The following is a 15,525-nucleotide window of genomic DNA, read 5'->3' as shown; positions in this document are numbered from 1 at the left end:
GTAAGTTAATCGCCATAAATTACACGCCGCAAGCAGAAACCGCGAACGTCAGCTATTTATCATACCATCTCCTTTTTATTTGGACGGCATTCCCAGAATCCGACACCGCATCGCGCCGGATGACGGCGCATTGACATACACGATCGCCGAACGGTCTTCCGCCGGGATATTCAGCGTCACGGCGTCCGCACGGTTTCCGTCCGGCGCGACCGTGATCCGGCGATCCGCCGGCATCGGCAGAATCGCGAGCTGAAACTCCTTCGGCAGCAGCTCCCAGTTCCGCGTATCGGCCGTGTTGAACGCCGCCCGGTAGAGCATCGAGCCGAGCAGAACCATCGCACCGGCCAGTTCATTCTCGCGATAGACCGCCCACGCGCCCGCGTAACTGGCCCCCTCCTTGATCGCGGTGGAAAGCACGATCCGGACGATCATGCCCGGCAGCCGCTCATCATACTCCTGGGCGAGAATCGCATCCATGTCCGAGAGCGGCGCGGTGTTCACCGTCTCCCCTCCCCCGGTCACGGCCAGATACCGGTACGGCGCCGGATAATATTCGCAAACCGGATACGCCGTCATCACCGGAAAATAAATCGCCACCTGTCGAAACGCCGCTCCCCGCCCGTTCGCAAACAGTACGTAGACGCAGTCGCGGTCGAGCGGGAAATCGAACGGCTTGGCGCCCTCGAGTTCCGCCGGAACCTGGTCGCCCAGCTGCTTGAGCACCGTCACATAGCAGCGCTGAAACAGCGGATTGGACGGTGAAGATTCATACAATCTCCGGAAATCGATCCGCGCATTGTCCATGTCTCCCTCCCGCAGCGACCCCAGCGCCGAGAGAAAGAGCGCCGCCGGATTCAGGAAATTCCCATATCCGCGATGCGCAATTTTACGGGTTTCCGCCAGTGCCCGGTTGAACTCATCGCTGCCGGTCTGCCCGGAAAGGGTTCCGCCCCCCTGCGAAACGCTGCGGGCGGCGGCCGGATTCTTTTTCTTCGCCTCGGCGATCTCCTTTTGTTCGGCCTCGAAAAACTCGCGGTACTTTTCGGCGACCTCCTTCTGGGTCACGCGAAGCCGCCGCAGCTGCGCGAGGAACGACTCCTCGCGCCCCTCTCCGAGATAAGCGAGTGACTTGTAGATCGACAGAGCGATCCGATCCCGGCAGAATCCGCAATACGGCAGCGCATTCAGGTTCGTCAGCATCGCGCCGCTTTCGCTGCCTGCATCGCGCACACTGACGGTCGGGCGGTCGTCATATTCGCCGATGAGTTTCTCCGCCTGCTCGAATTCACCCACGCTGCGGCGGTCGTCCCCCTGGTTGAAGTAGAACGCACCGGCTTCGAGGCGCCACATGAGTTCGTCTCCGGTTCCGGCGGAGGAACGGAGCTTGTCGCCGATCCGCTGCGCCACCTCCGCATTCCGTCCGGAAAGATAGGCCTTCATCATCGGCTCCTTCTGCAAGTGGGAGTTCGTAATGCTCGAACAACCCGCCATCAACAGAAATACGCCCGCGGCCGCAAGCCGGACTCCCGGCACCCCCGTCTTCACCCGAACACCTCCCGGAGTCTCCGCATTCCGGCTGCCGGCAATCCTGCCGCATCCTGTCGTGCTGGAAATGGAACACGCTTCATCATATGCCTCCCGCCACAAATTTTCCAGGAAATACAATAGCTTTCCGGGAAACCGTTGTCAAGCCGGAAGGAAAAAGTTCTCAGTGCGACAGCAGCGCCGCAATCTGCTGAAGCGCGCCGACAATCGCGCCGAGGATATAGCCGAGCACCTGGATCATGCCGAGGTGCTCCGCGGCGATCCGGTTGATCATCCCATGAAACTCACGCACATCCTGTCCGGCGATCGACTGCTCGATCCGGTTGTTCAGATCGAGCATCTCCACGATGATGCGCCGCCCCTCATGCGCCATCCAGAAGTCGAGATAACGCTGCAGCGCCGGCAGCAGTTCGCCACGCACCCAGCCCCACAGATCGTCTGAAGTGAGAATCCTGTTCGCCATCTGCGGCACGTTCTCCGTCAGCCAGAGGTGGAGGAACTCGCCGAGTTTCGCACGCGTGCCGTCGAGAAACCCGCGCATCTGCGGCGCAGCCTCGTCGCTGTGAAGCCAGCTACGCAGCCGGACGGTCTGTTCGGAGAGTTCCTCCCCGATCAGTCCGTAGATCCGTTCGTCCTCAAGTTTCGCGGCGATTTGAAGTTCAATATCGTTCCAGTTCAAATGATTCACGATTCCGGCGGCGATCTCGCCGGATCGCGGAATGAATGCCAATCGGTCATTCACATAACGCCGGACGCCGTCTCGCAGAAATTCGCGCAGAAGTTCGCGCAGTTCGGGAGTCCGCGCCCGAAGTCCCGAAACGATCCCCGACGCAAGCGTCCCGCGCACAGCGGGCGAAGAGAGCTGCTTCTCCAGAACCTCGTCCCAGAAGATCCGCAGATTTTCCGGCGTCAGACTCTGGTCGAGCGCTTCGGAAAGCGACGCCTCGATCCTCGGAATCAGAAACCGGATGACCGTCTCCTCGTTCTTCCGCAGCATGAGCTGCACCGCAGTCCGGATCTGTTCGAGCAGCGCCGGATCGGTGCTCATCTTCGAGAGACGCGCCCCGATTTCGCGTGAAATTTCCTCCGGTTTCAGCAGCCGTTCCGTGATTTCTTCGCCGAGCACATGGCCGATCTTCGCCTTGTTGGCCGGAATCATCCCCTGCCGCCAGAGCCCGAGCGAAAGCACTCTCAACCAGTGAAACCCCGTCCGCTCATACGGCTTGAAGAGCATTTCGATCGCGATGAAGTTCGTAAGATACCCGACCGCGGCCGACACCATGACCGGAAACACCCAGAACGAAAACCACTCCGGCCCGCTCCAGCCCGCAACCGCCTTCCCGACAATCGCCGCAATCGTCATCCAGCTCACAGCCGAAAGCACAATCTGAAGTTTCTTCAAAAAACGGTTCACGCTCCTCGCCTCCTCCCGACGACACAAAAGAGGGGAGACTCCGTTCGTCTCCCCTCGAAACACTCCGCTCTCCTCAGCGTTCGCGCCGGTCGATCACGCGGCGCGCCTTGCCCTCGCTGCGCTGGATCGTGTTCGGAGCGACGAGCTTGACCCGGACCCGCAGCCCGATCAGCCCCTCGACCGCCGCGGTCAGCCGCTGCTGAAGCCCCTCCATCGAACGGACCTTGTCCGAGAAGAGCTCCTCGGTCACTTCCACGTCGACTTCAAGGTTGTCGAGGCCGTTCTCGGTGCTCAGAATGATGTTGTAGTTCGCGGTCGTCCCCTCGACCGAAAGCAGCGCCGTCTCGATCTGCGACGGGAAGACGTTCACGCCGCGGATGATGAACATGTCGTCGCTGCGCGAGGAGATGCGCGCAATGCGCCGGAGCGTCCGCCCGCATTCGCACGGCTCGGCGACGATCCGCGTCAGGTCGCGCGTCCGGTAGCGGATCATCGGCATGGCGTACTTCGAAAGCGTCGTGAGCACAAGTTCACCGAACTCCCCGTCCGGAAGCACTTCGCCGGTCTCCGGATTGATGATCTCCGGATAGAAGTGATCCTCGAAGATGTGCATTCCCTTCTGGCAGCGGCATTCGATCGCCACGCCCGGCCCGATGATCTCGGAGAGACCGTAAATGTCGTACGCCTTGATCCCGGCGGCCAGCTCGATGCGTTTGCGCATCTCCTCGGTCCACGGTTCCGCGCCGAAGACGCCTGCCCGGATCGGCAGAGTGCGCATGTCGATGCCGTTCTCCATCGCCTTCTCCGTCATATGATAGAAATAGGAGGGCGTGCAGCAAACCGCGGTCGTCCCGAAGTCGCGCATGAGCATGATCTGCCGCTGCGTGTTGCCGCCGGAGGTCGGAACCACGGTCGCACCGAGCGCTTCCGCGCCGTAGTGCGCGCCGAGACCGCCGGTGAAGAGTCCATATCCGTAGGAAACTTGAATGATATCCTCATTCGTGAGTCCGCAGCTCGCAAGCGCGCGCTTCATGACCTCCATCCAGACTTCGAGATCCTGCCGGGTGTAGCCGACCACAATCGGCTTGCCGGTGGTTCCGCTGGAGGCGTGCAGACGCACCACCTGCGACATCGGCACGGCGAAGAGTCCGAACGGATAGGTGTCTCTCAGATCGGCCTTCACCATGAAGGGAAGTTTGCCGAGGTCGGCGAGCGTCTTCACATCCTCCGGCCGCAGTTTACGTTCATCCATACGGCTGCGGAAGAGCGCGACATGGTTGTAGGCGTGGGAAACGATCTTCTTCAACCGTTCGAGCTGAAGTTCGCGCAGGTAATCCTGCTGCACGTAGTCGAGCGCGCTCAAGTTATCATTCTGGTAAAGCGACATTTTTTCAGGGCCCCTTGTTTGTTTGATCGCGTAATATACACCATAACGCGCCGGAAATCAACTGTTTTCTCCTTCTGCGCGCCTCTCTTCGGCGTCGAGCAGCGACAGCGCGGAAGCGAGCGCCTCCTCCCGCGAACCGAACTCTCCCGCAAGCTGGCGGTCGTACACCGCATCGAGCGCCCGCCGGAATCCCGGCCCCGGACGCCTCCCCGCCGCCACGAGGTCGCGCCCCATCACCAGCGGCTCCGGCAGAACCGCCCGGTCCGGCGCGCGACGCAGCTCGTCCAGCAGAAAGACGAACCCGGTCATAATTCCATGACATGCGATGCAGTCGAGCCGATGCAGTTCCAGTTCAAGTGAAAAATTCGGATCCGCCAGCAACCTCCGCAGTTTCGCGGCTTTCATCTCCGTCACAAAGGCGAACCGCATGTGATTCCGGACGGCCTGAACCACACGCTCCCGGTCGACACAGGAGAAGCGGAGGCGGTCCAGGATATCCGCCGCCATCTCCGCCCCGAGCGCCTCGTGGCCGAAAAAACGGATTCGTCCGCTCTCCTCTTCCACGCTGTACGTGCGCGGTTTGCCGACATCGTGCAGCAGCACGCTCCAGCCGAGCAGCGGATCGGGATACGCCATGTGTTCCAGCATCAGCATAGTATGGACGAACACATCTCCCTCCGGATGAAACTCCGGCGGCTGTTCGACCCCCTCCATGGCCGCGACCTCCGGCAGAACGGCAGCCATGAGGCCGGTTCTCTGAAGCAGCCGCATCGCCCGCGCAGGATCCGGCCCGGTCAGCATCAAAGTGATCTCCGCCCGGAGCCGCTCGCCGGCAATGCGCGCGGCTTTCGCAGAGAGCGCGGAAATGGCCCGCTCCGTCTCCGGAGCAAGCGCAAACCGCAGCCGCGCGGCGAACCGCACCGCCCGCAACATGCGCAGAAAATCCTCGCCGAACCGCTCCTGAGGATCCCCGACCGTGCGGATGACTCCGCGCGCGAGATCCGCAAGCCCGCCGACCGTGTCGTGGACGCACTTCTCCACCGGATCAAACCAGAGCGCGTTGACCGTGAAATCGCGACGGCGCATGTCCACTGCGAGGTCATCCGTGTAACGCACCTCCTCCGGGTGACGGCCGTCGAGGTAGAACCGCTCCTCGCGGGCGGAGGCTACTTCGAATTCGAATCCTCCCGTGCGAACGAGTGAAACACCGAAGCTCGCCCCGACCAGCCGACAGTCGTCGAACAATTCCGCGATCCGCTCCGGGCGGGCCGTCGTCACGATGTCGCAGTCCGACGGCGTCCGGCCGAGCAGCAGATCGCGGACGCAGCCGCCGACAAGTCCGCTCTCGAATCCCGCCCCTCGCAGCACGCCGACGACCGATGCGGCCGCCTCCAGCATGGGAGTCGAGCGGAACGTCACAGGAACGCACGCCATTTCTTCACCGGACGGAAGCGATTCGCACCGGGTCAGGCTGCACCGCCCGGTGATAGCACAAATCACTCGGGCCGAACAGCATGCAGTATCCGGCCCGATATCCGTCCGGAAGCTGCAGTCTCGCCATCAATTCCGGAAACTCGTTCAACGCCGCCATCGCAAGTCCGCACCAGAGCGTGCCGACTCCGAGCGACTGCGCGTAAAGTTCAAAATACGAGAGCGCAATCACGGGATCGACCGCCGGCGTCGGGGAATCCACCTTCGCCGCAACCACAAGCATGTGCGGCGCCCCTCGGAAAATCACATCCTTCCCACTCCGCAACTGCTTGTGATAACGAGACATCCGAGCAAGGAACGGCGGGAGCGGATCCTGACGGAACATCGCGGAGACCCCGTCCGAAACGCATTTCCGGAACTCGTCCATGACCGTCACGTCGTCGACGAATGCGAAATAAAGCGAGTGATCATTCACGCCGGTCGGCACGAATTTAAGCATATCCTTGAGTTTATCGAGTGTCACAGCGTCGAGATTCTCGTGCCGGTAGTTGCGGAATGAACGGCGGTTCGCGATAAGCGAAAGGATCTCCTCCGGATCGGGATTCGAATCCGGCGGCAAACTCTCCTCCGGGTCGCGCCCGAAAATCTCCAGCGCCCCGACCGGGCAGACCGCAAGGCAGTGCTGGCAGTGCGTACAGTTTTCTTCGGTTCCCGGGATCACATGCGGAAACTCCCGATCCGGATCGAATTCCAGCATCTCAACGGCGCAGTCCCGGATGCATGCGCCGCATTTGACGCACCTGGAATCATCGACAAAAAACTGGAACTGGTTCATCATCTCCTCCTTACCTCAATTGAATTGCTCAAGCAGCAGTTCCGCAATCGCGAACCGGTCGCGTTTCGCCCGGTCGTAATCGCCGCACCGTGTGGTCAACACCACGGCGGAACGCCCCCTCTCCCAGTCATACAGCACCGTCTGCCCGCTCCAGCCGGAGTGGAACACCGTCCCGGCGGAAGCGGCGGGCGGCGAAAATTCGTCCCGCACCACCCAGCCGAAACTGCGTTCAGGCAGTGCTCCTTCCGGTGTGCGGGGCGTCGTCATCTCGCGGAACGACTCCTCGCTGAAGAGTTTTTCCCCGTGCCGCAGAATGCAGCTGCCGAATTTAATCAAATCCCGCACGGTCGAGAAGAGCCCCGCATTACCCGCACACAGACCGTCCCGGTAGACCCGGAACGCGATGAAATCCGAAATCTCTCCCGGCCGCACCGTCTCGATCGTCTGCGCGAGCTTCGCCCGGTCCGACGACGCCGGCTTTCCGAGCGATGTGTCGGACATGCCCAGCGGGGTGAAAATTTCGCGGGCGCAGAAGGTGTCGAGTCTCTCCCCGGTCACACGCTCGACGATAAGCCCCAGCAGCAGAAAGTTCCAGCACATGTACTCGACGCACACCCCCGCCGGTTTTTCGGGCGGAAACCGCAGGATGTTCCGCATGATCTCCACCCCCGACTCGGAGAAATACTGCCGCACCTCGTGCCCGTCATGCGTGAATCCGGAAACATGCATCGCCAGCTGCCGTACCGTAACCGGCTCCGGCAGCTCCGGCTCGAAATCGGGCAGATACCGCGTGAACGGCGCATCGAAATCCACCAGACCGCGGTCGCGGCAGATCAACAGCGCGGTCGTCGTCGCCACCGCCTTGGTCACGCTTGCGACGTCGATGATCGTTCCGGGCGTCATCGGCACTCCGGGCGCCGCCTCGCCGTATCCAGCTTTCAGCAGCAGACCGTCTGGACTTCCGGCGGCAACCGCAACTCCGCGAACCACTCCGTCGCGAATCCCCGCGTCGACGATTTCACGAATCCGATCCATCGCGCTCCCCTCCTGTTCCGGATTTTCAATAGGCGAATTCGACCATCTGGTGGCAGAGCAGCCTCGGCACGGTGAATTCGATCCGCCCCTCCTTCATCTCGTAAGGAACCGCCTCGCCCTGCGGGACGAAGCGCACCGACCTGACCGCGTGCGGAACCTTCACCGAAACCTTTACGTCTTCCAGCGGCAGAAGCTCCTCGATCACCTCGATCGCATAACCGTTCGAATGCGGCTGATTCGGCAGATGCAATCCGCCGCCGCCGCGGTTGATCGTGTTCGCATAAAGCAGATGCAGCACGGCACGTTTCTCCTCCGGCTGGTCGAAAAGGGTCACGCGGGCCGTCGTCGGCATCGAAGTCCGGACCTGCAGATCCGCCCCGAAGAAACGCCGCAGCGCATTCACCACGAACTCCTGCAGATAGACCATGCCGAATCCGCGGTAGATCGAAAAGACCGGATGCGCGAAGTACAGAACCTTGTCCGTCATCACCCCCGCGTCGAATCCCGACGGCTCGGTGCGGTACGGCGCATGCTGGTGGCTGCAGAACTGCCGGAACCCGCGGTTGAAGTAGGGATCGAACACCTGCCCGAGCGACACGCCGCCACGCGCCCTGATCCGGCGCGATGGCAGATACATCACGAACGGGGTCTTCATATACGAAGGCGTGAATTCGGGAGCGGCTAGCACGTAGTCCGGGGAGAACGGACTCCACCCCTCGTCGGCGAACGGCAGATCAACGACGAACTTCTTCCCCTCCGGATCGAGTCCGCTCCCGGCCGAAAGAATCAATTTCCCGCCGTTCGCAAGGAAGCGCTCAAGTTTCTCCCGCAGCGCCGCGTCGACCGTCACTTCGTCCGGCAGCACGAGGAAGCGGTAACGATCGAACGCCATCCCCGAATCGATCACATCGAATGGAATGTGAGCCTCCAGCAGAATGCGCGCCGCACCCACATCGGGCGGGACTTCGCGTTTTCCCGTGATTCCGGCCACCGAGAGAATCGCCGTTTCCGCAAGCGATTTGACGTTGTCGCACCACGCCTCCTTCTGCTCGACCTCGGCGTAGGCCTCCCCGATCATGTCGTAGGTGGTCTCGTCGAGTTCGCCGTCCGGATGGAGCTGATCGCCGACGCTGCATTTCGAACCGTTTGCGATCATCGCGGCACATTCGTAACGCAGCGCATTCGGATGCTTGAAGCCGCCGAACTCTCCCCACGTGGTATGGAACTTCCCGGTCATGCCGAGAAAATCGAGCCCGAGATTGCGGCTGTACGCCGCCGAGAACGGGTAGTGATCGTATCCCCAGCCGCCGGTCGGCAGACTCTCGAGTTCGAGATGGCTGAAATACTTGAGGATTCCGGTATCGCCGACCGACACGTGACCGCTGTTGTGGAACACCGGCATCTCCGGGTTGAGTTTGCGGGCGGCGGCGGTCGTGCGCGCATAGTAGTTCTCCAGGACCTTCCGGGCGAATTTAAGCCGGTCGGCTTCCAGCTCGGGATCAAGTCCCGCTTCGAGCATCCCCTTCATGCAGTGCGGACAGCAGCACGGCCCCTGATTGATGATGTCCAGAAAGATCCCGTTCGCATCCGGAAACAGCGCGGCGACCTCCTCGATCTCCTCGCACAGCAGATCGAGATACGGGGTATTGAAACAGAGTTTGATGAAGCCGCCGCGCAGCGGATTCGGCCCCTTCCCTTCAAAGGAATACTCATTCCACTCCGGATGCTCCACCGAAAGCCGGTGATTGAACCCGGCCGTGATGTAGACCGGAACATTCACATCGATCTCGTGCGCGGCGTCCATCTGCTCGCGCAGCAGATTGAACTTCAGATGCGGGTGCATTTTCCCGACCTTCGTCGGATGGTAGCTCCAGCCGTGGTGGCAGATTGAGAAGCAGGTGATCGAATTCACGTGCGCCCGTTTCAGCCGTTCCTGCCACTGTCTGCGGTCGAATTTCTCCCCGATTCCCGGGATGTCCGGAGAGGTGTGAAAATCGAGATGGACCTGGCGAAATCTCAGATGATACATACAACGCTCCTGATGATTTGAAATTGGAGGAATATCCCGTTCAATATCCCTTGACAGCCATGACGAATTCCGGAAACGAGCCGACTTCGAAATCGAATGTCTCGCTCTTCGGGTCTCCGAACCCGTAACGTGCGAGCGCCCGCCGGCAGCCGGCCCGGCGCGCCGCCTCCAGGTCGGTGTAGTGATCGCCGAACATCCAGCACTGCTCCGGGCGGCAGTCGAATTTGCGCATGAGCGCCAGAAGCGCGTCCGGCTCCGGTTTCAGCGGATAGTCGCTGTCGCCGCCGATGATCTCGGCGAACCGGTCGCCGACCCCGAGAGCCTGCAGAATCCGCCGGCTCGCCTCGGTCGGCTTATTGGAAAGCACTGCCAGCGTGATCCCGGCGCGGCCGAGTTCGGAGAGCCCGTTCGACACGCCGGGATAGAGCGAGGTCGTCTCGACCAGATGCTCGGCATAGTAACGTTTCATGCGGCGCAGCGCCTCCTCGAAGTCGACGTCCGCGTCCGCGACCGCGCGCCGCACGAGGTTCGCGACCCCGTTGCCCACAAACGTCACAACCCGTTCCGTCGAAATCGGTTCAAGCCCCATCGAACCGCGCATGTGATTGACCGCCCCGGCCAGATCGTGCCGGGAGTCGATCAGCGTTCCGTCCAGATCGAATACGATCAATTTCACCATCGAAGTGTCTCCTCCTAATCCAGGAACGGAATCTGCGTGATCCGCGGCAGCCGCGCGTACGAATCGATGTCGAGCGGAGAAAACGTTCCTTTTTTCCAGTAATGATATCCGAGTCCGCCGATCATCGCGGCGTTGTCGGTGCAGTATTTACGAGCCGCCAGCCGGAGCTTCACTCCCCGCGGCACAAGCTGTTCGAGCCGCTCGCGCAGCACGCCGTTGCAGGCGACGCCGCCTGCGGCGACGATCATTTTCGCCCCCATCGCCTTCGCGGCTGCAAGCGTCTTGCGCACAAGCACGTCGACCACCGCCTCCTGGTAGGACGCGGCCGTGTCCTTCAGCAGCTCCACCGGAAGCGTGCCGTCCGCTCCGGCGTGATTCTTCACATGGTAAAGCAGTGCGGTCTTGATGCCGCTGAAGCTGAAATTGTAGCGGTTCTCCGGTGCGAGCGGCTTGCCGGCCGCTCCGGTCAGCGGACGCGGAAACTCGAACCGGTGCGGATCGCCCCCCTCGGCCGTCTTCTGCATGATCGGGCCGCCGGGATATCCGAGTCCGAGCAGTTTCGCCCCCTTGTCGAGCGCCTCGCCGGCGGCGTCGTCGATCGTGCTCCCGAGCGCGCTCGCGCGCCCATGTTCATCGATCAGCACGAGCGACGTGTGTCCGCCGGAGACCACGAGCGCCAGCAGCGGATAGTTCGCCGAATCCTCAAGCTCCCGGTTCGCCTCGTCCAGAAACGCTCCGTAAATGTGCCCGATAAAATGGTTCACGCCGACGTAGGGAATGCGGTTCCCCATCGCAAGCCCCTTCGCAAACGACAGCCCGACAAGCAGTGCCGGAATCAGTCCCGGCCCCTGCGTAACCGCGATCGCATCAATGTCGCGAAGCGTCACGTCAGCTTCGCGCAACGCCCCCTCCAGCACCGGAGTGAGCGCCGTCAGATGTTCCCGGGCCGCCAGTTCGGGAACGACGCCTCCGTGGGCGGCGTGTTTGGCGATCTGCGACGCGACGCTGTTCGACAGCACTTCGAACCCGTCGCGCACCACGGCGGCGGCGGTTTCGTCACAGCTGGTTTCAATCCCAAGAATCAATGCCATAAAAAAAATCCCCGTCTCACTTGATATTTTAAAAATATACCATATCTTTGTTTCAAACACAAACACACCGATGAAAAAAACAGCGGAAATAACCCGATTTCTCCTCTTCGGACGGCAGCCCGGGGCAAGATGGTTCCGGGGCGTGCTCACATGCCTTCCGGTGCCGCTGCTGCTGCTGCGCCCTTCCCTGGGAGCTCTCGCCGGATGCGGACTCTTTTTCCTGACCGCGACGGGGATGACGCTGCTCGGAGCGGGGGTGCGCAACAGGCGTCTGCGCATCGGGCTTGTGCTGACCGCCCTCGCGACGAGTGGAACGCTGCTGTTCTTCTTTTCCCGGCGCGACCGGCTCGGCGCGATCGGCATCGGGCTCTGGGTGATTCTGCTCGGCGTCGCGCAGATCCCGAAACGGAGGAAATCCGGCGAAGCGCTTTCGGAACAGATTCTCTCCTGGCTGGAAATCGTTCTGCCGCTTCTGCTCGGTGTGACCTTCCTCGCAAGCGCCGGCGGCTCATTCGGGATGGCCGCGCCGTTTTATGCGCTCGCTCTGGCAATTCTCGCGTTACGGCAGGGGTGAGCGCTTGCATTTTTCCGGAAACGGCGTATCTTCTATTGAGGGAACGGGGGATATTCATGGGATTCGGCTGTCAAAAATTTCCACTCTGCAGAATCGGCATCCGGAGCGATGAGAACGCCATAAGCGAACTTGCCCTGCTGTGCGATGAACCCGAGACTGTTCCGGACGATCCGCTCATCGCAACGGCGTTCCGCGAACTCGAAGAGTATTTTGCCGGAACGCGGCATGAATTCGACCTGCCGCTGAACCCGCAGGGCACGCCGTTTCAGCAGCGGGTCTGGCGGGCGCTGCGGCGGATTCCATACGGCGGAACCGCCTCTTACAAAGAGATCGCTGAAGCGGTCGGCTCCCCCGGCGGCTGCCGCGCCGTCGGAATGGCGAACCACTGCAATCCGATCGCGATCCTCATCCCCTGCCATCGCGTCATCGGCGCGAACGGGAAACTCGTCGGCTACGCGGGCGGGCTCGACCTGAAACGGAAACTGCTCGAACTCGAAACCGGTATGGAGAGCCTGTTCTGAAATGATCGTGAGCGCAAGCCGCCGGACCGACATTCCGGCCTTTTACATGCCGTGGCTGCTGAACCGGCTTGCCGCCGGATTCGCCATGACCCGCAATCCGATGAATCCCAGACAGATTCGCCGCGTGGACCTTTCGCCTTCCGCCGTCGACTGCATCGTGTTCTGGAGCAAGAATCCGGCACCCCTGCTCGCCGGACTTGACGGACTCGAAACGTTCGCCATCCCCTTCGGGCTCGGCTTCACGCTGAACGCCTACGACTCCGATCTCGAACCGGGCGTGCCGCCTCTGCGGGAGCGAATTGCGACCTTCCGCGCACTTGCACGGCGAATCGGCCCGGAAAAACTGGTCTGGCGGTACGATCCGATCGCGTTTTCTCCGCGTTACGACGCCACGTTTCACTGCGAATCGTTCCGCCGCATCGCCGAAGAACTCGCAGGCTGTACGATCCGCTGCATCACAAGTTTTCTCGACTTCTATGCGCGGACCCGCCGGAACCTCGCGGGAACGCAAGTCCGCGAACCCGCTCCGGAAGAGTGCCGCGGCCTCGCTTCCGAACTCGCCGTCATCGCCTCCCGGAGCGGAATCCGACTCGAGACCTGCGCCGAATCGGATCTGCCGCTGCCCCCGGCCGCCTGCATCGGCAGTGAATGGATCGAAGCGATCTGCGGACACAAAGTTGGAGCGAAGAAGGATTCCGGCCAGAGAAAACTGTGCAACTGCATCAGAAGCATCGACATCGGAACGCCGGACTGCTGTCCGCACGGCTGCCGGTACTGCTATGCGAACCGTTCGCCGGAGTCAGCGCGACACCGGGCGGAAACCGCTTACGATCCGGACTCGCCCTTCTTGTGCAGCTCCCCGGCGTGGTAACTGCTGCGCACGAGCGGCGAACTCGCAACCGCCGAAAATCCCAGCTCCTCCGCAATCCGGCCGAAGCGGGCAAACTCCTCCGGCGTGACGAAACGGTCGAGCGGCCAATGCTGCGCAGAAGGCGGCAGATACTGCCCGATCGTCACGATCGAGACGCCTGCGCCCCGCAGATCCTTCAGCGTCTGAACAACCTCTTCATCGCGCTCCCCCAATCCGAGCATGATGCCGGATTTCACGGGAATCCCGCCGCCGATCTCATGCGCAAGACGCAGCACTTCCAGGGATTTCCGGTAAGTCGCCCGCGTGCGGATCTCCCCCGACAGCCGTTCGACCGTCTCGACATTGTGGTTGAATACGGTCGGCCGCGCGGCAAGCACCGAAGCGATGGCTTCGCGGTCGCAGTTGAAATCGGGGGTCAGAACCTCAACGCCCGCCTCCGGCAGCCGCCGGTGCAACGCCTCGATCACCTCGGCAAAACAGTGCGCCCCCCCGTCCGGCAGATCATCCCGGGTCACGCTGGTCACCACCACATAATGGAGACGGAGCCGCGCAGCGGCCTCCGCAAGCCGCTCGGCCTCATCTTCCTCCGGCAGAGCTGGGTGCGGTGAATGGTCGATCGCGCAGAAGCGGCAGTTGCGCGTGCAGCTGCCGCCCATGATGAGGAACGTCGCCGTTCCGGAACAGAAGCACTCCCCGAGATTCGGACACAGCGCTCCGGAACAGACCGTGTTGAGCCGCAAATCGCGCAGGATTCCGGCGACTTCCTCTCGGGCGCCGCCCGCACGGACCCGGACCTTCAGCCACTCCGGCAGCCGGGGCCGCTGCGGCTTGCCCTCCCCTCTCACCGCCGTTATTTCCCGCAGTCGGAGATCACCACCGCGGCATTCGAACCGCCGAAGGCGAAGCTGTTGGAAATTCCGTGCCGGATATCGACACCGTCGCGGCACTCGCGCACGAGATCCGCCCACTCGAATTCCGGATCGGGATTGTCGAGATTGATCGAAGGCGAAATGAATTTGTGCTCCAGCATCAGCGAGGTGAAGATGATCTCCGCCGCACCGGTCGCTCCGACCATGTGTCCGGTCTGAGACTTCGTGCTGTTGATCGCAATCTTCGTGCCGAACACCTCGCGGATCGCGGCAAGTTCCACCGGGTCGCCGACCGGCGTGCCGGTGCCGTGCGTGTTCACATACCCGACCTCCTCCGGCCGCAGCCCCGCGTCGGCGATCGCATTGCGCATGACATCCGCGGAAGCCGCCGTATCGGGGACCACCATGTCTTTTGCGTTGCTGTTTGCTGCGATACCGGAAACTTCCGAAATCGCCCGGCCGCCGCGCGCCTTCAGATGCGATTCCGACTCCAGCACCACGTAGGCCGCCCCCTCCGCAAGCACGAACCCGTCCCGGTCACGGTCGAACGGACGGCTCGCCTTCTCGGGCGTGTCGTTGAATTTGCGCGAGAGTGCGCGGCAGGCGGTGAACCCGAGCGCTTCGACCCAGTCGAGCTTCTCCGCGCCGCCGGCGATCACCACATCGTACTGGCCCGAACGGATCAAGCGGGTTCCGACCATGACAGAAATCGCACTGGAAGCGCACGCCGCCGAAACGTCGAAAGACTCCCCGGTCAGCCCGAGCAGCAGCGAAAGACTCGCAACCGCGTTCGAAGGCATGATGCGCGGCACGCAGTAAGGACTCACGTTGCGGAGCCGGTAGTTTGCGTTCATGTAACTGGCGGTCTCCTCATAAAGCTCCCGGTAGTTGCCTCCGGCCACCCCGCCGATGATCGCCACGCGCATCGAACGAAGTTCCTCAAGCGTGATCCCGGCTTCGGCAATCGCCTCAAGCACGGCGACCACGGACATGACACCGACCGGCGGGCAGAACCGCAGCGTCTTGCGGTCGATCAGAGGACAGGCGGGAATCTCCCCCGCCGACCCGCCGACCAGACTCTCGAGTTTATGCTCGACAAACGACGGAACCCGAATGAGCCCGCTTCTGCCGGAACGCAGCCCGGCGATATTCTCCTGTACCGTCTTTCCAATGGGACTGATGAGCCCCCGTCCCGAGATGAACGCTCTTTCCATGCACCCTCGCAATCTGTACGGAATGGTTAT

14 protein-coding genes are annotated in these 15,525 nt (G+C 62.0%); 3 read left to right on the top strand and 11 right to left on the bottom strand.

Going from position 1 to position 15,525, the window contains the following annotated elements; translation table 11 throughout:
* Positions 1-75: 75 nt before the first annotated feature.
* From Q0K10_RS12890 to tsaD, 9 genes are all read right to left on the bottom strand, one after another.
* A complete protein-coding gene (locus Q0K10_RS12890) occupies positions 76-1,545 on the bottom strand; it encodes a hypothetical protein (protein ID WP_294507720.1) in 1,470 nt (489 codons plus the stop codon).
* Between the two features lie 163 nt (positions 1,546-1,708).
* Complete coding sequence (locus Q0K10_RS12885; RefSeq protein ID WP_294507718.1) at positions 1,709-2,959, bottom strand: DUF445 family protein; 1,251 nt, start codon at positions 2,957-2,959, stop codon at positions 1,709-1,711.
* Between the two features lie 73 nt (positions 2,960-3,032).
* A complete protein-coding gene (locus Q0K10_RS12880; RefSeq protein WP_294507716.1) occupies positions 3,033-4,346 on the bottom strand; it encodes a phenylacetate--CoA ligase family protein in 1,314 nt (437 codons plus the stop codon).
* Between the two features lie 57 nt (positions 4,347-4,403).
* Positions 4,404-5,780 (bottom strand): CCA tRNA nucleotidyltransferase, encoded by a 1,377-nt coding sequence (locus Q0K10_RS12875; RefSeq protein ID WP_294507714.1) that lies wholly within the window; start codon positions 5,778-5,780, stop codon positions 4,404-4,406.
* A gap of 4 nt (positions 5,781-5,784) precedes the next feature.
* Positions 5,785-6,615 carry a nitroreductase family protein gene (locus Q0K10_RS12870; protein WP_294507712.1) on the bottom strand — a complete coding sequence of 277 codons (831 nt, stop codon included), beginning with the start codon at positions 6,613-6,615 and terminating at the stop codon, positions 5,785-5,787.
* A 12-nt stretch (positions 6,616-6,627) separates the two neighbouring features.
* Complete coding sequence (locus tag Q0K10_RS12865) at positions 6,628-7,647, bottom strand: serine hydrolase (RefSeq protein ID WP_294507710.1); 1,020 nt, start codon at positions 7,645-7,647, stop codon at positions 6,628-6,630.
* A gap of 25 nt (positions 7,648-7,672) precedes the next feature.
* Positions 7,673-9,676, bottom strand: a complete 2,004-nt coding sequence (locus Q0K10_RS12860) for an alpha-amylase family protein (RefSeq protein WP_294507708.1) — start codon at positions 9,674-9,676, stop codon at positions 7,673-7,675.
* A gap of 40 nt (positions 9,677-9,716) precedes the next feature.
* A complete protein-coding gene (locus tag Q0K10_RS12855; protein ID WP_294507706.1) occupies positions 9,717-10,355 on the bottom strand; it encodes an HAD-IIIA family hydrolase in 639 nt (212 codons plus the stop codon).
* 14 nt (positions 10,356-10,369) lie between these two features.
* Positions 10,370-11,446, bottom strand: a complete 1,077-nt coding sequence (gene tsaD / locus Q0K10_RS12850) for a tRNA (adenosine(37)-N6)-threonylcarbamoyltransferase complex transferase subunit TsaD (protein ID WP_294507703.1) — start codon at positions 11,444-11,446, stop codon at positions 10,370-10,372.
* Between the two features lie 142 nt (positions 11,447-11,588).
* Between tsaD and Q0K10_RS12845 the strand changes: the two genes are divergently transcribed.
* The 3 genes from Q0K10_RS12845 to Q0K10_RS12835 are packed head-to-tail and all read left to right on the top strand — an operon-like array spanning position 11,589 to position 13,412.
* Positions 11,589-12,020, top strand: a complete 432-nt coding sequence (locus tag Q0K10_RS12845; protein WP_294507700.1) for a hypothetical protein — start codon at positions 11,589-11,591, stop codon at positions 12,018-12,020.
* 56 nt (positions 12,021-12,076) lie between these two features.
* On the top strand, positions 12,077-12,541 hold the full coding sequence (locus Q0K10_RS12840) for a methylated-DNA--[protein]-cysteine S-methyltransferase (RefSeq protein ID WP_294507698.1): 465 nt from the start codon (positions 12,077-12,079) through the stop codon (positions 12,539-12,541).
* A gap of 1 nt (position 12,542) precedes the next feature.
* On the top strand, positions 12,543-13,412 hold the full coding sequence (locus tag Q0K10_RS12835; protein ID WP_294507696.1) for a DUF1848 domain-containing protein: 870 nt from the start codon (positions 12,543-12,545) through the stop codon (positions 13,410-13,412).
* Here Q0K10_RS12835 and lipA read toward each other — a convergent pair.
* Positions 13,367-14,257 carry a lipoyl synthase gene (gene lipA, locus Q0K10_RS12830; protein ID WP_294507694.1) on the bottom strand — a complete coding sequence of 297 codons (891 nt, stop codon included), beginning with the start codon at positions 14,255-14,257 and terminating at the stop codon, positions 13,367-13,369. The genes Q0K10_RS12835 and lipA overlap by 46 nt on opposite strands.
* 5 nt (positions 14,258-14,262) lie before the next feature.
* On the bottom strand, positions 14,263-15,495 hold the full coding sequence (locus tag Q0K10_RS12825) for a beta-ketoacyl synthase (RefSeq protein WP_294507692.1): 1,233 nt from the start codon (positions 15,493-15,495) through the stop codon (positions 14,263-14,265).
* Positions 15,496-15,525 lie beyond the last annotated feature (30 nt).

The sequence above is a fragment of the uncultured Victivallis sp. genome (assembly GCF_944391105.1).
GTDB lineage: Bacteria > Verrucomicrobiota > Lentisphaeria > Victivallales > Victivallaceae > Victivallis.
Note: the sequence above shows the minus strand (reverse complement) of the source record. Positions and strands in the feature narration are given on the sequence as shown.